17 protein-coding genes are annotated in these 26,010 nt (G+C 40.7%); 9 read left to right on the plus strand and 8 right to left on the minus strand.

Annotation, left to right across the window (positions count from 1 at the left end):
* The first annotated feature begins 35 nt into the window (after positions 1-35).
* Together CYAN7822_RS36950 and CYAN7822_RS23890 are read left to right on the plus strand one after the other, a co-directional pair.
* The gene (locus CYAN7822_RS36950; RefSeq protein WP_013324821.1) at positions 36-734 is read left to right on the plus strand and encodes a PEP-CTERM sorting domain-containing protein; all 699 of its coding nucleotides are present in this window, start codon (positions 36-38) and stop codon (positions 732-734) included.
* A 164-nt stretch (positions 735-898) separates the two neighbouring features.
* Complete coding sequence (locus CYAN7822_RS23890) at positions 899-1,723, plus strand: carbon-nitrogen hydrolase family protein (RefSeq protein WP_013324822.1); 825 nt, start codon at positions 899-901, stop codon at positions 1,721-1,723.
* A gap of 49 nt (positions 1,724-1,772) precedes the next feature.
* Here CYAN7822_RS23890 and CYAN7822_RS34835 read toward each other — a convergent pair whose 3' ends face one another.
* Positions 1,773-3,161: a tetratricopeptide repeat protein gene (locus tag CYAN7822_RS34835; RefSeq protein WP_013324823.1), complete on the minus strand. Its 1,389-nt coding sequence runs from the start codon at positions 3,159-3,161 to the stop codon at positions 1,773-1,775.
* A gap of 643 nt (positions 3,162-3,804) precedes the next feature.
* Here CYAN7822_RS34835 and pgmB point away from each other — a divergent pair.
* A complete protein-coding gene (gene pgmB, locus CYAN7822_RS23900) occupies positions 3,805-6,738 on the plus strand; it encodes a beta-phosphoglucomutase (RefSeq protein WP_013324824.1) in 2,934 nt (977 codons plus the stop codon).
* Between the two features lie 83 nt (positions 6,739-6,821).
* On the opposite strand, the gene CYAN7822_RS23905 is transcribed toward pgmB, so the two are convergent.
* Entirely contained in the window at positions 6,822-7,073 is a 252-nt protein-coding gene (locus CYAN7822_RS23905; RefSeq protein ID WP_013324825.1) for a helix-turn-helix domain-containing protein, read from the minus strand.
* 280 nt (positions 7,074-7,353) lie between these two features.
* On the minus strand, positions 7,354-10,272 hold the full coding sequence (locus tag CYAN7822_RS34840; RefSeq protein ID WP_013324826.1) for a GUN4 domain-containing protein: 2,919 nt from the start codon (positions 10,270-10,272) through the stop codon (positions 7,354-7,356).
* 215 nt (positions 10,273-10,487) lie between these two features.
* Between CYAN7822_RS34840 and CYAN7822_RS23920 the strand changes: the two genes are divergently transcribed.
* On the plus strand, positions 10,488-12,347 hold the full coding sequence (locus CYAN7822_RS23920; RefSeq protein WP_013324827.1) for an alpha-amylase family glycosyl hydrolase: 1,860 nt from the start codon (positions 10,488-10,490) through the stop codon (positions 12,345-12,347).
* Between the two features lie 5 nt (positions 12,348-12,352).
* On the opposite strand, the gene CYAN7822_RS23925 is transcribed toward CYAN7822_RS23920, so the two are convergent.
* Positions 12,353-14,260: an alpha-amylase family glycosyl hydrolase gene (locus CYAN7822_RS23925; protein ID WP_013324828.1), complete on the minus strand. Its 1,908-nt coding sequence runs from the start codon at positions 14,258-14,260 to the stop codon at positions 12,353-12,355.
* A 217-nt stretch (positions 14,261-14,477) separates the two neighbouring features.
* Between CYAN7822_RS23925 and CYAN7822_RS23930 the strand changes: the two genes are divergently transcribed.
* Together CYAN7822_RS23930 and CYAN7822_RS23935 are read left to right on the plus strand one after the other, a co-directional pair.
* Positions 14,478-15,845, plus strand: coding sequence for an FAD/NAD(P)-binding protein (locus CYAN7822_RS23930; protein WP_013324829.1), 1,368 nt, complete (start codon positions 14,478-14,480; stop codon positions 15,843-15,845).
* Positions 15,846-16,015: 170 nt separating this feature from the next.
* Positions 16,016-16,684, plus strand: a complete 669-nt coding sequence (locus CYAN7822_RS23935) for a GDSL-type esterase/lipase family protein (protein ID WP_013324830.1) — start codon at positions 16,016-16,018, stop codon at positions 16,682-16,684.
* 39 nt (positions 16,685-16,723) lie between these two features.
* On the opposite strand, the gene CYAN7822_RS23940 is transcribed toward CYAN7822_RS23935, so the two are convergent.
* Positions 16,724-19,822, minus strand: a complete 3,099-nt coding sequence (locus CYAN7822_RS23940; RefSeq protein WP_425365329.1) for a UPF0182 family protein — start codon at positions 19,820-19,822, stop codon at positions 16,724-16,726.
* A gap of 69 nt (positions 19,823-19,891) precedes the next feature.
* Positions 19,892-20,527, minus strand: coding sequence for an SGNH/GDSL hydrolase family protein (locus tag CYAN7822_RS23945; RefSeq protein WP_245602636.1), 636 nt, complete (start codon positions 20,525-20,527; stop codon positions 19,892-19,894).
* A gap of 525 nt (positions 20,528-21,052) precedes the next feature.
* On the opposite strand from CYAN7822_RS23945, the gene CYAN7822_RS23950 reads away from it, so the two are divergent.
* Genes CYAN7822_RS23950 through CYAN7822_RS23960 form a run of 3 tightly spaced genes read left to right on the plus strand, consistent with a single transcriptional unit; the run spans position 21,053 to position 22,979 of the window.
* Complete coding sequence (locus tag CYAN7822_RS23950) at positions 21,053-21,601, plus strand: Uma2 family endonuclease (RefSeq protein WP_013324834.1); 549 nt, start codon at positions 21,053-21,055, stop codon at positions 21,599-21,601.
* A 49-nt stretch (positions 21,602-21,650) separates the two neighbouring features.
* A complete protein-coding gene (locus CYAN7822_RS23955) occupies positions 21,651-22,367 on the plus strand; it encodes an LmeA family phospholipid-binding protein (RefSeq protein ID WP_013324835.1) in 717 nt (238 codons plus the stop codon).
* 54 nt (positions 22,368-22,421) lie between these two features.
* Positions 22,422-22,979, plus strand: a complete 558-nt coding sequence (locus CYAN7822_RS23960) for a deoxycytidylate deaminase (protein ID WP_013324836.1) — start codon at positions 22,422-22,424, stop codon at positions 22,977-22,979.
* Positions 22,980-23,032: 53 nt separating this feature from the next.
* Here CYAN7822_RS23960 and CYAN7822_RS23965 read toward each other — a convergent pair whose 3' ends face one another.
* A complete protein-coding gene (locus tag CYAN7822_RS23965) occupies positions 23,033-24,577 on the minus strand; it encodes a rhomboid family intramembrane serine protease (RefSeq protein WP_013324837.1) in 1,545 nt (514 codons plus the stop codon).
* Positions 24,578-24,692: 115 nt separating this feature from the next.
* On the minus strand, positions 24,693-25,904 hold the full coding sequence (locus tag CYAN7822_RS23970) for a M20 family metallopeptidase (protein WP_013324838.1): 1,212 nt from the start codon (positions 25,902-25,904) through the stop codon (positions 24,693-24,695).
* Between the last annotated feature and the right edge of the window lie 106 nt (positions 25,905-26,010).

The raw sequence follows: 26,010 nt of genomic DNA on the forward strand, positions 1-26,010 counted from the left end.
ATAGCTGTACTTTCTCAAATCAAGTGAGTTAATACATGACTAATAAATTGGCTAACTTAGCCCTGGTGGCAGTGACTACAGGTCTAGGTTTAACGATGGTTCAGGTTTCTCCTGCACAAGCGGCTGACTTTGCGTATTTTACATTTAGTTTTGATTCTGTTTATGGAGAATTAAGTTTTAACAATACCTTGTTAACAGGAATTGGCATAGAAACCGCTAGTTTATCTCAATTAAGTAGCCAAAGCGGCTTTAATTTTTTTGCTGATCCTTATTACCTTACCCCTCCTTTTTCATCTTTTAGAACTGATCATCCAGAATATTATGCCTTTTTATTATCCGAAGGGAATCCTGTATTTACTTTTGATTCGGGATATTTAGCCGGAATAGAATTTGATGCCTCACTGAATATTGATGATCGTGAGCTAAGTGGCATTGATCCTTCTAATCCTGGTGAATATTTAGGTTTTGCTGGAGGTAGCAACTTGTCTTTATTAGGAGATAGCTATGAAGCGTCTCTATCAGGTGTTGGCTTTTTCGTTTCTACGAAATCTTACAATGGTACCCATGAGCTAATTGTTGTAGACACACAAAACTCAGACTCAGGACTAATTTCATTTTATACTAATGATCCCATTGAAGCTGTGCCCGAACCTTTGACCATCATTGGCACCGGAACAGCCCTAGGATTTGGAACATTTTTCAAAAAAACACGGGACAAAAAACTGAAAAAATAAAGGTTTAAAGCTTAATTTATCGCTTTTAATGGGTAAAATAACCATAATTACTCTTTTATTTCCTAGCTTACTAATATTATCTATATTACCCTTAGCTGTCCCCGAAGCGATACAATAAAAAGTTATGGCCAATAATTGACAGTGTAAGACAGATAACTCAACTAATGAAACCCTACTTAGCGGCGGCAATTCAAATGACGAGCAGACCTGACTTAGAGAAAAATCTAAGTGAGGCAGAAGAATTGATAGAACTAGCGGCACGTAAAGGCGCAGAGTTGATCGGTTTACCGGAAAATTTTGCCTTTTTGGGAAAAGAAGAAGATAAACTGGCACAAGCAGAGGAAATCGCCCACAGAAGTGAAAAGTTTCTCAAAACGATGGCGCAACGCTTTCAAATCACCCTTTTAGGTGGGGGGTTTCCCGTCCCTGTAGAAACCAATGCTCAAAAAGCCTATAATACTGCCTTAGTCATCGACAAAGATGGCAACGAAGTGGCGCGTTATCGCAAAGTCCATCTTTTTGATGTCAATGTTCCTGATGGGAATACTTATCTTGAATCTAATACCGTAATGGCGGGAGAAGATTTCCCGAGTTTGTATGTTTCAGAGGATTTGGGGACTATTGGCTTATCTATCTGTTATGATGTCAGATTTCCGGAACTTTACCGTTATCTTTCGGCTAAAGGTGCTGATGTGATTTGTGTTCCTGCCGCTTTTACCGCTTATACGGGTAAAGATCATTGGAAACCCTTGTTACAAGCAAGAGCTATTGAAAATACCTGTTATGTCATGGCACCCGCGCAAACCGGTAATCACTATGCCAGACGTTATACTCATGGTCATGCGATGATTATCGACCCTTGGGGAGCCATTTTAGCTGATGCTGGGGAAAGCCCCGGAATGGCGATCGCAGAAATTAACCCCTCTCGTCTGGAACAGGTCAGACAACAAATGCCTTCTCTACAGCATCGAGTTTTTGATAAATATTAAGATAGGGTTGGATGCGCGGCGGCTGACGCATCCAAAAAGAAATCTCAAGCTAACTGACGACTTTTATCTGCTGTAGTATACGCTCAAGAGCTTGGGCTGCGCTTGTATTACCTTCGATGCGAGATAGATCTCTGGCTTGCCGAATATGGTTAACCCCTTCCGACTCTTTTGCTTGCTGTAACAGCACAACACCTAAGTTGTAGTGCAGTTCAGGAGACTCTGGCATGATGGCAATAGCTCTTTCAAAGGCAGCTTGCGCCCCAACCAAGTCACCTTGACCCGCCACTTTTATTCCCCGCTCAAATTCACTTTGAGCTAAGTCAAAACTCTTGGGATCGTCGATTCCTAGGTTGGTAGAAGAGGTAATTTGTTTGGTGAGATCCATACTCGGTGTACGAGTAATATTTTGATCTTGTGCTGCACCTGGCACTGAATCTGCCACCTTAGAGACTGATGACTCCATCGAGTTTGTGACATTATCGATCGCTCTTGTCACTTTGGGTTGAGCCTCGTGAGCCACTTCTTTAACGGAGTCTGCGGTTTCTGAAACTGAGGACTCGATCTTGTCAGAGACATTTTCCATCGCTCGTCTCATTTTGGGTTGAGCTTCGTGAGCCGCTTCTTTAACGGAGTTGCCGGCCTCTCTTGCTGAGGACTGGATATTTTCTGTGACACTATCTATGGCTCTTGTGATTTTGGGTTGACTCTCGTGAACCACTTCTGTAACCGACTCTCGAGTCTCTCTTGCTGTAGACTGGACATTTTCTGCCACACTCTCCATCGCTCGTCTCATTTTCGGTTCAGCTTCGTGAGCCGCCTGTTTTACGGAGTCTCCTACCCCTTGTACTGTATGAGCAATACTAGCACTAGAGGATTGAATGCTTTGAGCCGTGCTGTGAACCGCCTCTGATACAACCGGTTTGGCATCTTGGACAGTTTCCTTGAGTGCATCCACTGTTTGAACCATCGAGGGGCGAGTTTCGTCAATGGTTTCTTTTACTGAATTAATGGCTGCATTCACTGAAGGACGGGCTTCATCGATAGTTTCTTTAACTGAATCAACCACTTCCGACACTTTGGGTTCAACAGCTTCCACATTGTGCTTGAGCGCATCTACTGTACCGATTACAGATGGCTTGATTTCATCAACAGCCTGCTTGATATTGCCCTTAACATTATCAACCACACCTTCAATACTTCCTTCAACACCTTCAGCCGCTTCACGCCCAACATTGGCACCCGCAACACCGCCAATAACTGCACCAACAGCAGCACCTAAGCGACCGGCCACCAAACGACCAATGACGGCTCCTGCTAATCCGCCGCTAACGACCCCAAGACCTGTAGCAACAGTCTCAATGGGGTCTGACTGTTGATTTGACTCTGGTGAGCGTTGCAAGTTCTCATTGGGTTCAGTAAAATCCATCGTTCCTGACATACTTATTTTCTACCTCCTAGTCAATTTAAGAAGTTGCCGATACAACAACCTTAACAACTGCTAGGAGATGGAGACTCCTCTATAAGAGATAAGTTATGTTACTAGCGGTGAAGAAATTTCCGCCTTGAATTTTCTCCTTTCAGCACAAATACATTGATAAAAACAAGATTATTGATGACTTGAGAAGATTCCTAGCTAGTTCAACAATAAGGTGGGAAAAAGTAAGCGAATTCAACAATTAAATATAAGCAATTTTTCGCCCATTTAATCTTTAGGTAAACCAGGCTAAATAATCGTCAATAATTCTTGTAATTTTGAGCTTAAGTCCCTTGCTAGATAAAGAACTCAACCTTTTTATTAATCTCTCTAAAGTCAGATTAAAAATCGTTAAAAATATTTCTTAAGTATGAAGAAAAAATAAAAATTAGATGCAGGTAAGACGACAATTAGATTAGCATAGTAGTAAGCTGTTAACAGTGGTTCTCAGTTAAAGGCAAGATCCTTGTCATGGGGAACGTAAAGGGGAATAAAAAAGAGAGCTAAAAATATCTCTGCTATCCCCTTATACTTTTGTTTTCATTAGGATTTTGATTAATACCCTTTCTTAACACCCTTGTATTTTTTTGACCATAGGACAAACTTTATGGATGCCACCGCTCATCTTCATCTGTCCCATTTGATTTATAGTGATTGGACATTAATCGAATCCGAATTTAACCCGACTCAACTGCATTATAAAGAAACCGTTTTTACCATTGGCAATGGCTACCTAGGAACACGAGGATCATTTGAAGAAGGATATCCTGGTGCAAGGAATTCTACTCTGATTGCAGGCGTTTATGATGCTGTGCCAGTGGTTTATACTGAATTAGCTAATTGTCCTGATTGGTTAGGATTAATTATTACTATCGATGAGGAACGATTTCGTCTTGACCAAGGAGAAATCTTAAGCTATGAAAGAAGTTTAGATTTATATCAAGGTCTTCTGAGTCGTCAGGTATGTTGGCGCAGTCCTAGCGGTAAAATTTTAGAGCTAGATTTTGAACGATTGGCAAGTTTAGCCGATCCTCATGTATTAGCGCTGCGCTGTCGCCTCACTGCCATTAACTTTGACGCTCCTGTCACCATACAAGCTCCTCTAAGCGGCTATATTGATAATCAAGGCTATAGTCATTGGCAATGGATCGACCAAGGCTATAGCTCAGATAATCCTCACATCTGGCTACATTTACGCACTCGCGCCTCAGCCATAGAATTAGGCATGGCTTGCTCTTTAAACGTTTTAGAGTGGGGTGCGGAACGAGTCCCGCACCAAGAAAGCCAAAGCGAATACATCAACCTGCTTAATTATCCTGCCCTACAAACCCGAGTTAATTTGATAGCCGGTCAACCTGTTACTTTAGAAAAACGAGTGACGGTTTATACCTCTCGAGATGTAGCTAATCCCCATGAAGTCGCTTTTTCTAAACTCGACGAATTACCAAGCTACAACGAACTCAAAACGGCTCACAAAAAAGCCTGGGCTGATGTTTGGACTAACAGCGACATTATTATTGAAGGAGATATTCAAGCGCAGTTTGCCGTCCGTTATAACTTATTCCAACTGCTGATCAGTGCCTCTCAAGATGATGATCAGGTGAGTATTCCGGCTAAAACCTTATCAGGGTTTGGCTATCGAGGTCACGTTTTTTGGGATACAGAAATCTTTATTTTGCCCTTTTTAACCTTTACTCAACCAACTATTGCCCGTAATCTTCTTTCATACCGTTACCATACCCTCAACGGCGCAAGACGCAAAGCCAAGAGCGAAAACTATAAAGGAGCGATGTTTCCTTGGGAAAGTGCCGACACCGGCGATGAAGTTACCCCACGTTGGGCGATTTCGGGCAATCATTATGACCCTGATACTCGCATTTGGTGTCGGGACCGAGAAATTCACATTAGTGCTGATATTGCTTATGGGATTTGGCATTATTGGCAAGCCACAGGGGATGATCAATGGATGCGGGATTATGGAGCCGAAGTAATCCTAGATTCTGCCGTTTTTTGGGGTTGTCGGGTAGAGTGGAATTCTAGAGAAGAACGCTACGAAATTCGCCATGTGATAGGGGCCGATGAATATCATGAACAAGTTGATAATAATGCTTTTACCAATCGGATGATCCAGTGGCATTTAGAAAAAGCGCTCACGGTTTATCAATGGTTACAAGAAAATCATCCGGTGCGGGCTGATGAATTAGCCGTCCTTTTAAAACTGACTCGTGAAAGATTTGCCCGTTGGCAAGATGTCATCAATAATCTCTATTTTCCTTTTGATGCAACCACAGGGTTAATTGAACAGTATCAAGGGTTCTTCGAGTTAGAAGATATCAATTTAGCCGCTTATGAACCTCGGAGTCTTTCTATGCAAGTCATCCTTGGTATAGAAGGAGCGAACCAAAGACAAGTTCTCAAGCAGCCTGATGTGTTAATGTTACTGTATTTGATGCGAAAGAGAGGGGAATTTCCCTATAACAAGACAGTATTACAGACCAATTGGGACTATTATGCACCTCGGACGGATATAACCTATGGTTCTTCCCTGGGTCCTGCCATTCATGCCATCTTAGCCGCCGATTTGGGAGAAACAGAACTTGCCTATCATTATTTTAGGCAGGCTGCCCTGGTAGATTTAGAAGATTTGCGGGGGAATGCCCATGAAGGGATTCACGGGGCTTGTGCAGGGGGACTTTGGCAATCAGTAGTCTTTGGCTTTGGCGGAGTGCAACTGACAAATTCAGGGCCAGTGGCTACCCCTAATCTTCCTTCTCATTGGACTCGTCTCAAATTTAAATTACACTGGCAGGGTCAATGGCATGAATTTGATTTACGTCCCCTATCTTCTGAGCAAATAGGGGGAGTGATCTTTGATTTAGATGGGGTACTAACGGATACCGCAGAATATCATTACCGAGGATGGCAAAAACTAGCGGATGAGGAAGGAATACCTTTTGATCGTCAGAAAAATGATTTGTTAAGGGGTTTACCTCGCCGAGAATCCCTTTTAGCTATCTTGGGTGATTGCACAGTGACAGAAGACCAACTTCAGGAAATGATGGAACGCAAGAACCGTTATTATGTGCAATTAATCGAAGAAATTACCCCGGCCGACTTACTGCCTGGCGTGAATGAATTGTTAGAGGAACTCCAGCAAAAGGAAATAAAAATAGCGATCGCCTCAGCGAGTAAAAATGCTCAGACGGTGATTGAACGTCTAGGTATTGGTCATCTAATTGATGTGATTTGTGACGGTTATAGTGTACAGCGTTCTAAACCTGCGCCTGATCTATTTCTTTATGCGGCTTGTCAGCTTGATCTCACTCCTGATCAATGTATCGTGGTAGAAGATGCGGCTTCAGGAATTGATGCGGCTTCCCTTGCCGGAATGTTGACAGTGGGGTTAGGTCCTGTAGAGCGCTTAGGTAAAGCCAATCTAGTTTTACCGAACTTAGAAAATGTTCATTGGGCTGATTTAATTGCTGGTTTGAGTCCTAAAGCTAAAGCTAATCAGTGGAATTTACCCGTAGCCATCTCTTAGATTTTTGGGCATACTCGACGCGACAAGATTTATGAAAGTAGGATGAGTTAATCATACATCCTACTCTTTTTTTTCTATTTTTATCAGAGTCTATTTTGTAACTGTTGTAAGAACTCTTGCCCTCGTTCTCCTAGATCTATTAACAGTTTCTCAATTAACCGTAGTGCCATCAGAGAGGGTTGGGTGTGTCCATTTTCCCAACGATTTACGGTAGGATAAACAACACCTAAATAGGCGGCAAATTGTTCTTGTGTCATTCCTAACTCCAGACGTATTGAACGGATGAGCTTGCCAATTTTAGGCTGATATAGCTTATATAGAGGATGTTTCGTCATAGTGGAGGTCAAGGGGTTAGGAATGATATATACTACGACTTTAACTTAGTTAATAGTAATTTTTCTTCCGTAAATATACTAGGATTCTCCACAAAAAATTGGCTGTGTACTAATCTATATTCAAGGGGATTTAGCCAGGATAAAAATTTGACAACTACTATAGTTTTAACCATAAAGATGATTAACCAGACTCTAAACAGATATTTCTTAAAATTGCCTCTTCTGAATTTTCCCTTTTTAAGGAGCATCAAGGAAGGATATTTGTTTTGCAAATGGACTCTTAGAACAAATTTTTTAACCTTTTTGCTATGTCGATAAGACCTTGATCTATTGCATCTATATCTTTTGATAAATTGGGTTCTATTGTGTCTAATATATCAGAAAAATTTTGGGTATTTTCTACTGGTTGCTGCTGATAGTTTGAGCAATGATAATTAAACTTAGAAAATAGTTTGACGGTTTCCTTTCCACACCATGCCGTACCCCAACTTGACCATGCTACCGTCACCGCAGGAAGATGACCAATAGGAGCATTAATACTAAAGTCTAACTCATCATATAATTTCCAAGAACCATTCACTTGCCATCCGGTTTTTGTTGCCCAATGATCATAAATTTCATTTTTAAACTCCCCGATTTTACCTCCCAGTTTTGTCCATAAATCTTGCTGTACAGAAAAGCCAAATTTTCCATTGCTGTAGTGTATCCATAATTGGTCAATTCTTTGTAATTCATTGAGTGATAATCTTCGAATATCTCTTTTTCTGACACGTTCTTTATCTTGCCTTTCTAAAATTTTTCTAATTTTCTTAGAGGTTTCTTTATCTGCTTCTTGCCATTGTTGAGAAGCCAGAAACTTAATTAATGTACTGTAATCATCTTCTTCTGAGGTATTTTCAGATTCATTAGGATTTAAATTATTCAAGACTTCTTTCAATAAAATTTTTATTTTTAGAATGTCTGGCTCTAGCTCAAGTCGATCAAAATTATTTGTGTTATCCTCTAACTGATCTACAAAAGTTTTGAGGTCTTTAGTAAAGCTAGATAAATCTTCAAATAGAGGATTAGATGATTCTTGTTTAGCCTTACGCCCATGATTTTGTGATTCTTCTAGTTTAGCTATACCTTTAATAATAGATTCGATTATTATTAAAAATTGGCTTAAGCAATCCTGTAAAATTTTAATTTGTTTTTCTGATTGGTTCCAGTTGGCAGCCGATGTTTCTAAGGTATAGAGACGTTGAACAAGAGATTGCCTATCTTTGTCCAATTCTATTAATGATTTTTGTAACTGTTGAATATCTTTTTGCGATTGTTCAACTGTATTTAGCCGCTCATTTACTGATGCTAAAGCTTGTAATACTTCTGTTAATGAATTTTGTAAGCTTTTCAACTCGGGTTGGGATTGTTCAACTGTAGTTAGCCGCTCATTTAGTGATGCTGAAGCAATGGACAATTCTTCTAATGAAGTTTGTAAGCTTTTCAACTCGGGTTGGGATTGTTCAACTGTAGTTAGCCGCTCATTTACAAATTTTGAAGCACTGGATAATTCTTCTAATGAATTTTGTAAGCTTTTCAACTCGGGTTGAGATTGTTCGACTGTAGTTAGCCGCTCATTTACAAATTTTGAAGCACTGGATAATTTTTCTAATGAATTTTGTAAGCTTTTCAACTCGGGTTGAGATTGTTCGACTGTAGTTAGCCGCTCATTTAGTGATGCTGAAGCACTAGACAATTCTGCTAATGAAGTTTGTAAGCTTTTCAACTCGGGTTGGGATTGTTCAACTGTAGTTAGCCGCTCATTTACAAATTTTGAAGCACTGGATAATTCTTCTAATGAATTCTGTAAGATTTTCAACTCAGGTTGGGATTGTTCAACTGTAGTTAGCCGCTCATTTACCGATGCTGAAGCTTGTAATACTTCTGCTAATGAATTTTGTAAAGTTTTCAACTCAGGTTGGGATTGTTCAACTGTAGTTAGCCGCTCATTTAGTGATGCTGAAGCACTAGACAATTCTGCTAATGAAGTTTGTAAGCTTTTCAACTCGGGTTGAGATTGTTCGACTGTAGTTAGCCGCTCATTTACAAATTTTGAAGCACTGGATAATTCTGCTAATAAATTTTGTAAGCTTTTCAACTCGGGTTGGGATTGTTCAACTGTAGTTAGCCGCTCATTTAGTGATGCTGAAGCACTAGACAATTCTGCTAATGAAGTTTGTAAGCTTTTCAACTCGGGTTGGGATTGTTCAACTGTAGTTAGCCGCTCATTTACAAATTTTGAAGCACTGGATAATTCTGCTAATGAATTTTGTAAGCTTTTCAACTCGGGTTGGGATTGTTCCACTGTAGTTAGCCGCTCATTTACTGATGCTGAAGCACTGGACAATTCTGCTAATGAATTTTGTAAGCTTTTCAACTCAGGTTGGGATTGTTCCAGTGTATTTAGCCGCTCATTTACCGATGCTGAAGCACTAGATAATTCTGCTAATGAATTTTGTAAGCTTTTCAACTCGGGTTGGGATTGTTCAACTTGAGATAGCCGCTCATTTACCGATGCTAAAGCTTGTAATACTTCTGTTAATGAATTCTGTAAGCTTTTCAACTCAGGTTGGGATTGTTCAAGTGTATTTAGCCGCTCATTTACAAATTTTGAAGCACTGGACAATTCTGCTAATGAATTTTGTAAAGTTTTCAACTCGGGTTGGGATTGTTCAACTGTAGTTAGCCGCTCATTTACTGATGCTGAAGCTTGTAATACTTCTGCTAATGAATTCTGTAAAATTTTAAGCTCCTCTTGAGACTGTTCCAGTTTAGCTATATTCAGATTGACAGATTGTCTAATTTCTTTTTCAGATTGATTTTTAGAAATTTCTATATTTGATAAACATTCTTGACTATTTTGAAGCATTTCTTCATATTTATTAGTTAAATCTTGATTAATTTTGAGAAGATAATTGTCCGACTGCTGAATTTGTTCTTTTATTTGTGAGCGAAAAAAATTTGATTCATTAGTGAGCGCAATAATTTCATTATTAATTTGTCTTGGTCGATTAATAATGTTAAAAAACATCGCTAAAGTCAAAGGACTTACGGAGAAAAGAACCTGTTTAGTAATAGCTGTTACCACAATTCCACCCACAGAGGAAACTATCGAGAGGTATTCAGCAATTTCTAAGCAACGACTTTTAGACTTAGACATAGTTTTTTTCAGGGGTTACACTCATAGTATTCCCAAAATTTGAGCTAAATTAACTTTAGGGAATTAAATAAGTTATTATTACTCAAGAGCTACTGAAAGCCCCGCACTAAGGCTTGTAAAATGGGTGGGTTGTCTACAGCTTAGACTATGATTATTTTAGAGTTCAGCACGACGAACGAAAATTTATTTTCAGAGTAGGCTAAATAATTTTACTCATGAGTGGCGAATCCTCCCAACTTCCAGAATTTATCTTTGGCTCCCTTTCAACGCCTGCCGGCCGTTTAAAACAAGTCTGCACCGACAAATTGGGACTCAAACATGATGGCATTCTACCTCTAGATCCTAAACCCCAAGAAGCAATCCGCATTCAAGTTAGGGTAGGAGCCGATTTGGCTGTCACATCTGTAACATTATATTACACTACAGATGGAAGTCTGCCTACTTGGGATGGAGACAATGCTGCTGTGGTAAATCTGCCCTTAGTCAGAACAGAACTAAAATGGGATACTCTGCAATGGGGCTACTTAGAAACTTGGTCAGGAGAAATCCCAGGACAAGATCAGGGGACTCATGTACAGTATCTAATTACCGCCATTACCACCACTGGAGAGTTAATCTACTGTCCCTATGTGGATTGGCAAACGATTAAATCTTTAGCAGAGGTGGATCAACTTAAGTATGATATCAAAGCTCTACAGCAGCAAGCACGACTACCCTCTCCACAAATTTTCGGTTTTTATGTCGATCTTGAATCAATTCCCTCTTGGTTAGAAGAGGCCGTCATTTATCAAATTTTTGTAGATCGTTTTGCCCCTGATGCCGGTCAATCCTTTTTTACGCCAGCAACGCGCAATGGTTTTTATGGTGGCACTCTTGAGGGAATCATTTCAAAATTAGATTACTTAAAAGAGTTGGGGGTAAATTGTCTTTGGTTAACGCCGATATTTCCGAGTCCTTCCCATCATGGTTATGACCCCATTGCACACGATCAAATTGAACCTCGTTTAGGTAAGGAAACTGATTGGGACACTCTGGTAACACAAGCGCATCAAAAAGGTTTAAGAATTATTCTCGACTATGTAGTCAATCATATATCTAACCAACATCCTGCCTTTATAGCGGCAAAAACTGATGCGAATAATCCTACCTATCATTGGTTTCGCTTTCAGCAGTGGCCTGACGTATATGACTGTTTTTTTGATGTTCCTGGACAACCCGAAATTAACTCCGACTATCCTGAATGCCGTTCTTATTTTATCGCTCACGCTTGTCAATGGTTAAAACGTGGTGCTGATGGTTTTCGCTTAGACTATGCTCACGGGGTGACGCACGCTTTTTGGTCAGCATTTCGAGCCGCTACCCGTTCTATTAGGGCCGATAGTATCACCCTTGGCGAAATTACTAGCACACCTGATGCCTTACGGTCTTATAGCGGACGAATGGATGGCTGTTTAGATTTTAAGTTATTAGAATTACTGCGGGGATTTTTTGCCTTTGAAACCTTAAGCGTGAGTCAGTTTGATCAAGCATTAGAGCAACATTTTGCTTATTTTAATTCCAGTTTAGTGCTACCGAGCTTTTTAGATAATCATGATATGAATCGCTTTTTGTGGATCGTCAAAGGTGATCGACGGAAATTAAAATTAGCAGCCCTTTGTCAATTTACCTTACCCGGACCACCTATTATTTATTACGGGACAGAAATCGGTTTAAGTCAAATAGCCACAGTGGGACCTTTAGAAGAATCTCGTTTACCGATGCTTTGGCGGCATGAAGAACAAGACCAGCAATTACTTAGCTTTTACCGAAAGTTAATTACCTTTCGGCGCGATAATGCCAAGATTTGGAAACAACGACAAAGACTGTTGATCGATAATCCCCAAAAGATTTATGGCTATGTCTGTGGAGACTATGCAGTCATCCTCAATAATAGTAGCAAAGTCATCGATTTAAAGTTTCTCAATTGGACTAATGCTCATCTGATATTAAGCTCTGATTCTGCCAATTGCTGGGATGATCAAAGGCTAACACTACAATTGCAAGCTTTTTCTGGAGTTATAGCAATAGGCAAATAATTGCTCTAAAAACTTGAGTCAAAGCTAAGTGATAGAATCGCCATGCCTGACGGAGGGAGATCGATGTGTATCGTAGCGCGACCATCAGCATGATAATCGACGGCGACTGTTTCTTTCGGGGGCAAACCTTTGAGTGCCTCATCACTCCAATCACCGCGATAGAGATAGGTCAGATAAGAACCGGCCGGATGCAGAGAGGCATCGATCGTCACGTCGGCCCCACGATTTTCGACTCCATTGGTGTTGAGGACGACGAGAACCTCAGTATTGTAATGTACCATCGACCAAGCGGCTATCTCGCCCTGCGGGGGTATAGTGAAAGGATAACCGGCATAGGAAGTTTCGCGGGGATAGAGAAAACCTCGGCGTAGGGTTCGCCCCACCGACGTTTGACTGTTCCGTAAACGGGCAATCGCCGCAATTCGCAAGTAAGTCGGGTGATCCGGGTTGAAAAAGTGACAGCCTGCGGTCTGGAAAGCCCCAAAAGGCCCCCCGAACATATCCTCGCGCACGTAGCGATCCTCAGCAAAGCGACGGGGTTCAACCGTGTAATCATGATAACCTTCATTGCCGTCGAAAGCTTGTTCGGTTCCGTAGTAAATCGAGGGGATACCGGGGATAGTCAGTTGAATCCCGACAACGTGAGCAACCTGTTGATAAAGATCCACCGCAGGATTATTAGCGGCGAATCGTTCTTTCGTCCCCCGCGAGGACATATCGTGATCATCAAGAACACTGACAATAAACTGTCCTGTTTGTAAGGCCAGTCCTGTCAACTGTTGATCATCGAACGCGGAAAAAAGATCGCTCGGGGGAAGCAGTCCCTTAGCCATTCCGGTTAATACATTGGGTAATCGGTTGATCCCGAGAACCGCGTTAAGATTGCGACCGAAAAGATCCACATAGCTAGGGGCAATACCCGGATCTGTGATCTCGCCGGTGATAAAGAAATTATCTTTGCCGATGGAGTCCGCGAACTGATGGATAGCGCGGCAGAAAATTCCACAGGCCACCGGCGATATATGTTTCACCGCGTCGAGACGGAAACCGTCAGCATCAACGAGGGCGATCCAATACTGGTAAGCTTTGATGACAAGCGGCAGGGTATCGGGATGTTCTAAATTTAGGTCTTTGAGGTCGTAAAAATCACCGCGTCGGTATTGGACAAAGGGACTGAGGGGATCTTCCCACGCCGCGACCCCCCAATCGCCGATCTCGCCTGATCGGGTATAAACATTAATATTTTGAAATTCTTTTGGCCACACACCATCTTCAAGAGTGATCGCTTCGGGGATACTCTTACCCTCACGTGATCGCCATCCGTGAACAGGATAGGGCGGGGAGAAGCGATAGGGCATGGTATCCCTCGGTTCTCCGGTGGTTTCATCACGATAAAACCAGTTATTTCCAGAATGGTTAAAAATTATATCGAGAATGACGTACATTCCCCGATCATGAGCGGCATCGATCAGATCGCGCAGGTCTTGACTTGTGCCGAAACGCGGCTCGATCTCCAAGAAATTCTGAATCCCGTAACCGTGATAAGTTTCCAGATCGGCACGTTGTTTCCAGGGAGGATTGATCCACAGGGTGGTGACACCCAAAGAATGCAAGTAGTCCAGTTTGTCAGTAATCCCCCGCAGCGTACCGCCAGTAAATCGGTTCCCCGCATTCATCCAACTTGCTTTATCTTTGACTTTAAAGGTTTCAAGATGACGGTAATCAAACATGGGTAGCTCGTTCTCTCGTCCGTCACTAAAGCGATCCGGCAATAATTGGTAGAAAATCTGATCTCGCCAGTTGCGCGGGCTAGGATGAACCCGGCCTCGCGGGGTTAAATCTACCTCTGCCAGGGAACGGGGACATTCGGTGTTAATGAGGGTTCGCGTCGTCATAGGCTCAATTGATGCCATTTTCTCGTTTATTCTAACTTAGCCTGCATTATTCATGAACAAAAAAATCCAGTTCGCCAAAGCCCAGTCCCTACACTTTTTGAGACCTGAAGGCTTGACTTTAAACACAAATGAAATACAATACAAATAGAAAACAATTTAAATTCAAACGTCTTTTTATCTTCCAACCCAAAACTCCGTCACTCCTCATACCAAACCCTATTTAAGATAAAAGCTGATGTCTCAACCCTTAACAATTGCTATCATCGGTGGTGGGTTTAGCGGCTCAATGGTCGCTATTCATCTGCTAAAACTGGCAACCGGTCCCTTAACCATCAAGTTCATCGAACCGCGTCCCCGCATCAATGTAGGAGTGGCTTATAGTACCCCTTGGGAGTGCCATTTACTGAATGTTCCAGCCGGACAAATGAGTGCTTTTACCGACCAACCCGATCATTTTTGGTGCTGGTTAAAAGATATTCGCTCAACTATAGAAAAAGATGCCTTTGTTCCTCGTCAACTTTATAGTCGATACATTCGCTTTTTGCTGGCCCAGGCACAAAAACAAGCAAACGCAACCGTAAAATTAGAATGGATATCCGACGAAGCCATCAGCGTTAAACCCGATGCAAAACAATTAGAAGTTTGCCTCAGCAATGGGGAAGTAATACCCGCCGATCGAGTGGTTCTCGCTTTAGGCAATTTTCCGCCAAGTCATCCTCATGGGATTAATGCCTCATTGAAAGAAAGTCAGCGTTATTTTACCTCTTGGGACGTTCTGCCCATTTTAGGCTCATTAAACCCTAAAAGCTCGATTTTGTTGCTAGGTTCTGGATTAACGATGATGGATATCGTAGCGGCGTTAAATCATCAGGGACACCAAGGGCAAATTTATGGGGTTTCTCGTCGCGGGTTATTACCTCAACCCCATCAACCCACAGCCGCTTATGCTGATTTTTTAGAAAACATCGAGCCGCCTACTACTATCCGGGGCTTAATGCGACTGGTGCGGCAAGAGATAGCGCAAGCTGATTCACTCGGTTATGATTGGCGTAGCGTTTTCAATGCTCTGCGTCCTCACACCCAAACCCTTTGGCAATCTCTGCCCTTAGCCGAAAAGCGGCGTTTTTTACGTCATCTGCGTCCTTATTGGGAAATCCACCGTCATCGAGCCATTCCCAGCCTTGTTCAGATGCTTGAAAACCTGATGGAAACTGGACAATTGACGCTGTATGCCGGACGAGTTCAGAAGTATCAACCAGAGGGTAAAAACATTAATGTGTTTGTGCGTCCTCGTGGAAGAAAAGAATTATTACAATTACCCGTTGAAGTGGTGATCAATTGTACAGGAGCAGAATGTGATTATCGCTCCTTAAAGGCACCTATCATGATTAATTTATTAGCTAATGGTTTAGTACGCCCTGATCCTTTACATCTAGGATTGGATGTCGCTAATCATGGGGCACTCATTAACGCCAATGGCAAACCCTCTGAACAACTTTATACCCTCGGTCCACCCCAAAAAGGCTGCTTATGGGAAACTACTGCTGTACGTGAAATCCGGCAGCAAGCACAACAATTGGCAAAAATTTTAATCACAAGTTAATCTGGGGACAGGAGGAAATCAAATTCTTGAAAGCTAATAGCTGCTTAGTTTCTATCTTGATTCAATTACCCCCGTACCAGGAATGTGACCCTTTACACAGCAACTTAATATAAATTAATGTAAGAATATAAACTAAGCAGTTAAGTATAAGTACATACTGATTTGGATTTATGCAAGCTATTGTTCATCGTCGAATTACATCTTTAAACGCATTGCCCAAGCAATCCCTTAGAGTGGTGGCTCTAGGGGACAGTTTGGTCTATGGATACGGCGATCCAGTGGGAGGGGGTTGGGTTGAACGCCTGCGCCGCCATTGGATGTCAACAGAAACTGAGGGTCACGTACTATACAATCTTGGAATTCGCGGAGACCGGACATTTCAAGTGGCCGAGCGATTAGAACAAGAGTATCGCTATCGGGGGGAATTAAAAAATCGTGTTCCTGACTTAATTATTCTTTCAGTAGGGCTGAATGATTCACCCCGTTTAGGGCGAAGAGATGGACGTTTATTTACTGATTTAGAAACATTTCAACTACAAATTTCTCGTTTATTAGACCAAGCACAGCAGTTATGTCCAGTAATTTTTGTGGGCATGACACCAGTCGATGAAGCCAAAATGCCTTTTTTAGATTGTTTTTACTTTAATCATATCGATCAATATCGTTTTAAAGAAGCCACCAAACAAGCTTGTCAAATTCGCCAAATTCCCTATGTTGATATTTTTGAAAAGTGGATGGCACGCGGAGGAGATTGGGTAAGAGCGCATCTCAGTTCCGATGGACTCCACCCCAATGTAGAAGGTTATCAAGCACTTTATAATGATGTACTCAATGGCTAATTTATCCTTAAATTTCCCAGAAAAAATTAATAATTACCCTTAAAGCCCTTCTACTGGGCGAACGATGGCAGGGGTAGAAGATTGATCCGGCGCAAAAATAGCTGTTAGGGCCTCTTCTAAAGTCTGGGCCATCACAATTTGATTTTCATAAAAAACAATCACTCGCGCTAAGGTAGGTACACCGTTTTCTTCAGCCGCTATATATAATGGCTCAACATAGAGCAGAGATTGTTCAATAGGAATAACTAACAAGTTACCTTGCAAAGCTTTAGAACCTTCTCGATTCCATAAAGAGATCTGTTGAGAGATTTGTGGGTCTTGATTAATTAACGCTTCAATTTGATTAGGACCATAAACCAGTCTTTGTTTAGGAAATTGATAAAGCAGGAGTTTTCCGTATTGCTCCCCATCAGAACGACCAGCTAACCAAGCAATTAAATTAGGACGACTTCTAGGGGTGTAGGGATTAAGGATGATAAATTCTTCTTTGGTGGCAGAGGGAAGTTTCATAATCAGATAATAAGGAGACACCGCTTGAGCTTTATTGCCATAAATTTCCTTGGGAATTTCCCAGAGGTCTTCTCGGTTGTAAAAGACTTGAGGATCGGTCATGTGATAAGTGAGCAAGCGTTCAGACTGGGTACTAAATAAATCTTCTGGGTAACGGATATGAGTACGCAGATTAATCGGCATTTCATCAAGCGGCCGAAACATACTAGGAAAGACCTTATTCCAACTTTGAATAATCGGATCATTAACATCAGTAATATACAATTTTACATCGCCGTTATAAGCATCAATGATCACTTTGACCGAGTTACGAATATAGTTAAATTTATTCTTACCGGGGTCAGAGTAAGGATAGCGATCACTGATGGTATAAGCATCAATAATCCAATAAAGCGTATTTTTTGTTCCTGAAATAGAACCTTCTTCTAATTGAGCATCAGCCACGACTAAATAGGGGTCTCGATCATATTGTAGAAAAGGAGCAATTGCGGCAAGCCGCTCACTAATCTGACGACGAAATAATAATTTAGTCTCTGGGAGAAAATCCCGAGTAAAAATCATTTGCCAGTCTTTGAGATAGATGGCAAATAATCCCCGCCGCCACCAAGAACCTATTTTAATTCCTCCTGTCCCATCATAGGTGTTATAAACATTTTCTTCTCCACTGGGAAAGTCTAGTTCTTTAACTCGAGTGGAAGTCATAATATAGTTGTTCGTCAATTGACCATAATAAATCCGAGGTTTAGTAATGGGAATACTATATTGAATTAATTCACTAGAAGTACGCAATGCTCCTTGATCGGTACTGGTGCCGATATCTTTAACAAAATAATAAGGTAATCCTCCCTCAGCTACTAAATTAACCGGTGAGAGTGTAAATCCATAGCCGTGAGTATAGACTAAATGTTGATTGACCCATGTTTTTGCTTGTTCGGGTACAGCTTCATAATCTAATTCTCGAGCGGCTATAATTACCTGTTGATTTTCAGGAGTTGTTTTAAGGGATTGTGCCTGGTGGTCTGTAGATTTTTGATATTTTTCTGTGTTGCCTATATCTGGTATAAGAAGATTATTTTGACCGGTTGATGCTACTTTCATACGGTAACGATCAATCTCGGCACTAGGAAATTTATAGTACAATCTAATTTGTTGTAACTCACGATTAGTTTGCAGAAGAGGCAGAGTATCCCAAAGACGAATATTATCAATTGTCAAGGCATTATTTTTTAAATCTTCTGCGGTTAATGTCCCTTGCGGCTCAAAAATTTTAGCATCTATTTTATCTAAATTAAATCCGGACCTTGTATAGGCGATACTTCTTTCTATATAAGGTTTTTCTCTGACTAATTCATTCGGCTGCACCCAGACTAATTGAACAATTTCACTCGATATATAGCCGAATATTAAAATTAATAAATAAAGCAAAATATACCAAAGATAAAAAGGTAATTTATACCAAGCTTTTAAAGCATAATAAGAAATTTGTTTAACTTTTGAAGCAGGATAATTAGAATTTAATTTATATCTGGATGCCCCAGTCAAAGACTTATAAAATAACCAAAAGGAACTGAGTCCGGCAATAATTCCTAAGCCAATTTCTACATACTGTCTGATATTCACCTCTGTATAACCAGCACCATAAACTACGCCTCGCGGATCATAAACTAACTCGTAGCGGTTGAGAATATGCCGCCAAACAAGAAGTGCCATTGCTCCGCCCCATAAGGCGTATAAGTGGCGTAATTGAGAACGAGAAAAGCCGGGAAACTTCCCTTCAGAAAAACTATTTGCAGAGAGTAAATAAGTCAGACTAACAGAAATTAATCCATAAATAAAAAGACTAAACAGCCAAAAATATAGCCATTCAAAAACCGGCAATTTAAAAATATAAAAGCTAATATTTAGATGAAATTCTGGATCAGATGCTTGAAAATTTATTGGATAAAAATATTTTAAAAAATCGGACCATTTACCTGCAATCATTAAGCCAAATAAAAGACTCAGTATCAGAGCGATCATTTGCAGGCAAAACTCGGTTTTTAAAAAGAGAATGATCAGAATTGCCAGAAAAATTAATAACTGTCGGTAATTTTTAGGAAGCTCAGGAATTAAATCCCCAATCCAGTTAATATTTTGAAAAAAAGACACGGGAGGATTTAAATTCGGTAAATTAAATTCAGGAGTCCAAACCTGAAGGGCAACTTGAGTATAATAAAACAACATGAACCCAGTCAGAGCATAGCATCCCACCACCAATAACAACAACCAAGGTAAGCGAATAGCAATAGATTGGGGGCGAGAACTTTTTCCCGACTGAGAAATTAACTGCTGATCTTGAGCTTTTTTAGAATACTGATCTTTGCGCCCTAAAGGTTCAGGAATTGAACGCCACTTATGACGTTCAGCAAAGCGCAGGTTAGCCAGCAGAAAAATAGTAGATATTCCCGTAATACTAAAACAAAGCAGGAACTGCCAGAATACCCGTTTTAAAAAGTAGGAGGAATAACCCAGTTCTTGAAACCATAGCGTTTCCACAATTAGGCGGCTGACTAGCTCAATGCCTAGCCAAACTCCCACTAGCATTAGAATCAACTTAATGGCTCGCTTCATGTCATTCTTAAAAGGCAAGAGGCAAAAGGTAAGAGTCGGATTGAGAATTTACTAATACATTAACTCTTTTTTGAGAAGATAAACTTATTATAGCTTAATTTCCTGAAAAAGTTGGGTCAGTTTTTGATTTAATTGTTTATATCCCTCAGCATTGATATGTAACAAATCTTCAGCATAAGTCTCCTGGACTTTACCTTGCTTTTCGAGGATTTTGTAAGCATCAAAAACCTTTAGATTAGGCGGCTGCTCAAGCGCTCGAATATAATGGTTAACCTCATCAATCCCTTGAGCAATTTGATCAGCTTCTTCCCAAACCCATTTTAGGTTAAAGGGAATTTCTTCTTTGGCTAAGGGAAAAATCGTAGTAATAATAACTGTTGCCCCAATAGATTGAGCTTTGTTAATAATTTTTTCTATATTCTGCTGACAATTTCTAATGATATCTTGTCTTGTTTTAGGGGGATAGGGAATCATTCTTAAATCGTTAACTCCCACTTGCAAAACAATGATATCAGGTGATAAATCCCTGACCTGAGCATCAAATCTTAATAAAGTTTGAGCGGAAGTTTGTCCGCCAATTCCCCGATTAATAAATTTAAAGGTTTTTAAATTAGGAGTTGTCCAAGCCGCCGCTCTTGAATCGCCGAAAAAAACTACAATGGGTTGCACTTGTTCTAGAGAACTCTGACGTTCTTGCTGATCAATTTTATAAAAGTGATTCATATCCACTGGATCTAAACTTATATTATTCAGCTTACGGAAAAGGTCTATTCTCTCTTTAAATAACGAAAAATTCAGCAATCCTGAAACAACTAATAAAAACAGCAAAACGCAAGTTAACCAATTAAAGCTAATAAATTTCCACATATCTGAGAAAAAATTTCAATACTTATCTAAATTACCCTCACGGCTTTCTCTTCAGTCTTTTTTAACTCAGTAAGCCTTTTAGATAACTCCTGGTTATTTGTTGGTTTTTTGTCAGGTCAATGGGGTACTGATCCTTGATTTGATGGTTGAATATGGTATATTCCTATATAAGAGTATATCATCGATTAAAAAATCATGACAAGACAAAAGAAAATTCAGTTTTATGTTAACGAGCTAGAATACGAAAAGCTGAAGGCCTATGCAAAAAAGTTGAATGTCACTATGTCGGAAGTTTTGAGGGACTATGTTAAGTCTATAGAAAGCCGCCCTTAAAGCGAGGTTATCAAGCCAAAATTTGCAATAACAGGAGTTCAATCAACAATGGTAACATCTGTTGCGGTTTCATCTGAACCAACCGCCATCACCCTAGAAACCTGGTTAGAAAATCCTCCGCCGCATAGCGAATGGGTAGATGGGAAAATAGTAGAAAAAAAGGGTATGACTCTAAAACACAGTAAAATTCAAGCGAAACTCGCAACTCTGTGGAGAAATTATCAAAATAGCTACGAACCAGCAGGAGAAGTCTATACAGATGTTCCTTGTCGCACCAATCAACAAGGACGTTCCCCCGATGTCGCCTACCTGACTCCTGAATTAGTGGCAGCTTATGGCCATGAGAAAGTCCTCCCTCAAAGTTTTCCTCTAACTGCTGAAATCGTTTCTCCGAGAGATTTAGCCGAGGAAGTTATTGCTAAAGCGCAGGAATATTTACAGTCTGGAAGTGGGGAAGTTTGGCTGTTATTTCCTGAAAATCGCTGGATAATTATCATAACTGAGCAATCAAGACAAATCTATATTTCTGGGGATACCGTCAGCACCCAATTAATTTTAACGGGTTTTCAGGTGAGTGTAGATAACTTGTTAAGTTAAGCGACTAAGCTACAATTTAACTTGGTGTGATAAGGAGTGAATAATTATTATGTGGATTAATACTCAAAGTGACCTGATCCGTAGAGTTTTGTCACCGGCGCTAGGATTATGGTTGCGATCACTGCTTGAAGAGGTAGAAAAGTTAGAGATTAATATTCAAGGACATGATCGCCAAATTCTCAAAGGTTATATACCTGGAGTCTCTATCAATAGTTGTCGTGCCGTCTATCAAGGGTTACATTTAGGACAAGTGGACCTTAAAGGAGAAAATATTCGCATCAATATTGGGCAAATTATCAAGGGAAAACCTTTTCGACTCTTAGAACCGGTACAAGTTACAGGTAAGTTACACTTAGAGCAAGACCACATCAATCATTCCCTGTCTTCGTTTATCCTCTCCAATGCTTTTACTGATTTATTAGTCTATCTCCTTGACTTCAATGGTATTGCTAACCCTAAGCAAGTTTTAGAAAATTATCAGATTACTTGGGAACAGGTAAGTCTTAATGATGATGAGTTTTGGCTAGAGGGAGTGATCACCGATCAATCTTCTAATAGCTTACCCTTAACCCTTGGTGCAGGGCTAAGTTTGCTGGATGCTCATACATTACTAATCGAACCGAAACACCTAGAAATCGTTCCCGAACTGGCTAATTTAAGCTTAAAACCGTTTCAGGTTGATTTAGGTTCTGATGTCGCCTTAGAACAACTGAGTCTACAAAAAGGTCAATTAGCTTGTAGGGGTCGTGCTGTGGTGCAAAATTGACTGGCTCCATTTCAGATACACTAAAGATCTCTAATCTAGTTTTGGGATAGCAGCATGACCTATTTGGAAGAACAAAGACCTAACTGGGATGAATACTTTTTAATGATCGCAAAACTTGCCGCTACTCGTTCCACCTGTTTAGCTTTCCCAGTGGGTGCAGTGATCGTTAAAGATAGACAAGTTTTAGCCACCGGTTATAATGGTTCTCCTACTGGTTCAGTTCATTGTACTGCCCAAGGATTCTGCTATCCTGGGTTAACTAGCTGTGATGCTTCTAGTACCCTACCCTCTCGCGCCGTTCACGCAGAAGCTAACGCCATCGCCCAAGCGGCTAAACATGGTATTAATACCAATGGTTCCACTATTTATGTGACTCTTGAACCCTGTATATCTTGCCTAAAATTAATTATTTCTTCAGGGATAAAAGAAGTTTTTTATGAGACAGATTTTAACAAGGGAGAAAAAATTTTAGTTAGAGATTCTTTTATCCAAGATGGCTTAGTTATCCTTAAAAAGATTAAGCTATCAAGCGAAACGGCTAAAAGAGCGGCGCTATTTTTAGAAAATCCTACCTCAGTCGCTAGAGATAAACTTGAAGATTTACATCTTTAACAAACTTTGAACAGGCTTGTTAAGAAATGTAAAATACGGCAAGCCCTTTTCTATTACCTTTTGCCTGTTGCCTCTTGCCGATGGATTAATAATAACCCTCCCGTAATAAAACCGATAACTAGACCCAAAAAATGACTTAAACTACTCACTTCAGGAACAAGTCTATCAAAAATAAACTGTAAGCAAACTACCACAAAGATCACTTGTAATCTTTTGGTAGCAATGGGAGATTTTTCTTGCCACCAGTCCCTGACAAACAGAGCAAAAATCCCCCCAACTAATCCCATAATTCCGGCTGATGCGCCGACTAATATTTCTCCGGTATTGCCCAATTTAATAGACAGTAAACTAAACAAAGTCATCGCGCCTACGCCACTGAAGAAATAAACCAGGAGATAGCGGAACTTGCCCAAAGCTAATTCAACAAAACGGCCCACAAAATACAGTCCCATCATGTTACTCGCCAGATGTAACCAACCATAATGAAGAAAATTGGCTGTCACCACTCGCCACCATTGTCCGGCCAAAATTTCTTGAGGAACCAAGCCGCCTAAATTATATAAAATATCTAGATTTTCGCTTCCTCCCTGATAAATTTCTAGGGCAAAAGCTCCTAAATTTAGGGCGATCAAAATTAAAGTCATATAACTATTTTTCAAGGTAAACTTATTTTTAATTCGCCCCGAAAATTCTTGACCAATTATATGTTTTAACCGAAAAATAATATGGCGAGAAGATTGATCTAAAACCAGATTAGGAATTTTAGGAGGATGACATAAACGCCACTCAATAGCATTACAGAGAATTAAATCTTCAGTTAATCGTAAATTCAAAAATTGCTGACGCGCTAATTCTTCTTGTCCCGCGATCATTTGAGAGGTGAGAATCCAAAAAGTTTGAAAATTTTTAGAATAAACCGATAAAACCCCCTTAAATAATTGTCGTACCTGTGACGTTTGACCGCAAAAGGCCAAAACATACATAATCCCTAAATTGTAGGTAATAATATCTCCTTTTTTGACCAAAAAATTTTCAAAAATTTCTAGTCCTTGTACTAACCCATTTAAATCGCCCGTTTCCCCTAAAGAGCGCAGATAATAACTGATTAACAGAGGGTCTTTTAATAAAATTGACTTAGGCACAGACTGATTAAACCAAGCCAGACAGTTGTTCCAATCTGCCTTAATCCAGTAGAGTAAAACTTGTGAATGGTAAGGGGATTTTTCATAACGTTGCAGTAATTGAGCGGCTTGGTTTAAATTCCCTTTTTGAGCCGCATCTAGTGCCAAGAAAACAAGAGGTTGATCTAGCCATCCATCAGCCGGATGTAACCAGCGCAACCAAGACATCAGTTGACTAGCTTGACCATATTTTTGTTGGTAAACTAGGCGCTTAACCCTGGAAAAGCCTAAACTCGGAATTACGAGCAAAATTCCCCAGAAGACAAAACCGGTTAATCCGGCGATCATCGGGGCTAAATATAACATTAAAAGTGTAATGCCTAAAATTCCTGAACAAACGGCGATCCAACCTAAATTTTGTCTAGGAGAAGCGCGAAAAATCCGCACCAGAAAGGCCAGACAAAAAAAACAAACCATCAAGCTCAACCAATAATTCCAGTCCATCAAATGTTAAGATAGCGGTGCCCATATCTGGATCTTGCCATGATATTTAAGAGTTGGGCCAAAAAGTCGCTTCTTAACCCCGGCTTAATTAAATCATGGCTCCATTGAGAAAATCTGTTTTTTTTCCATTGGCCCAGTATTTATAAGCCGCATAAGCGAGAGTCACCACACCGGTAACAATAGCCGATTCATCTATTTCAAATTCCGGATGATGTAAAGGATGATTCTGTTTATGGGGATAGCCTACGCCCAGACGAAACATACTACCGGGGGCGTGTTCTAAATAGAGAGAAAAATCTTCTGCGCCTAAAGAAGGTTCTTCGAGAATAGTGACATACTCATTTCCCCAAGCTTCTCGGGCGGCTTCTTCTAAAAGTTGAGTCAGGGTACTATCATTATGGACTGAGGGGACACCACGACGATAATTAATTTCATATTTAGCCCCGTAAGTCAAGCAAACATTAGCCACCAAATTTTCGATCCATTCAGGTAAAAGCGCATGAGTTTCCGGATGAAGCGAGCGCACTGTTCCGGCCATGCGGACCTGATCAGCGATGACATTGGGAGCAATTCCCCCACTAATTTGTCCAATGGTTAAGACAATGGGGCGCAGGGGGTTTTGAGTGCGGCTAATGGCTTGTTGTAGCGTGGTAATAATTTGAGAAGCGATCCAGATAGCATCTTTGGCCTCATGGGGACGAGCGCCATGGCCGGATTCTCCTTGGATATAAATTTCTAAACTGTCGGCGGCGGCGGTTAAAGCCCCGTAACGAATGCCGATACAACGAGCAGGAATCGAAGGAAACACATGAACCCCAAAAATAGCATTAACATCCACCATCGCCCCATCCTGAACCATCCAGCTTGCGCCCTGAGCAATTTCTTCAGCCGGTTGAAACAGAAAACGCACATGACCAGCGAGGGGTTCAGATAACTGAGATAACACCATCGCCGTTCCCAAACCGACGGTAGTATGGACATCATGACCACAGGCGTGCATAATGCCGGGTTTACAAGAAGCAAAGTCTAAATTAGTGCGTTCTTGTATGGGTAGAGCATCCATATCTGTGCGAATGGCGAGCGTGCGCTGATCGGTTCCTAGTCCGCGTAAATCTCCCACCACGCCGGTTTTGCCCACAGCTTCTCGCACATGAAGCCCACTCGATGACAATACACCCGCCACATAAGCCGCCGTTTGGTATTCTTGTCCGCTTAATTCAGGATGAGCATGAATATGGCGGCGAATTTCAACCAGTCTAGGAGCTAGGGTTTGGGCAAGGTCTTTAATTTCAGAGAGCATTGTAAAATCTATACTTTAGGAGTGATAACTAGGTGGAGATGCTACTTGTGTCTATATTAACCAAACAATCAGACAGGTAAACTAATAATTGATCATTAATCAAGAT

It is taken from the genome of Gloeothece verrucosa PCC 7822, from assembly GCF_000147335.1.
Classification (GTDB): domain Bacteria; phylum Cyanobacteriota; class Cyanobacteriia; order Cyanobacteriales; family Microcystaceae; genus Gloeothece; species Gloeothece verrucosa.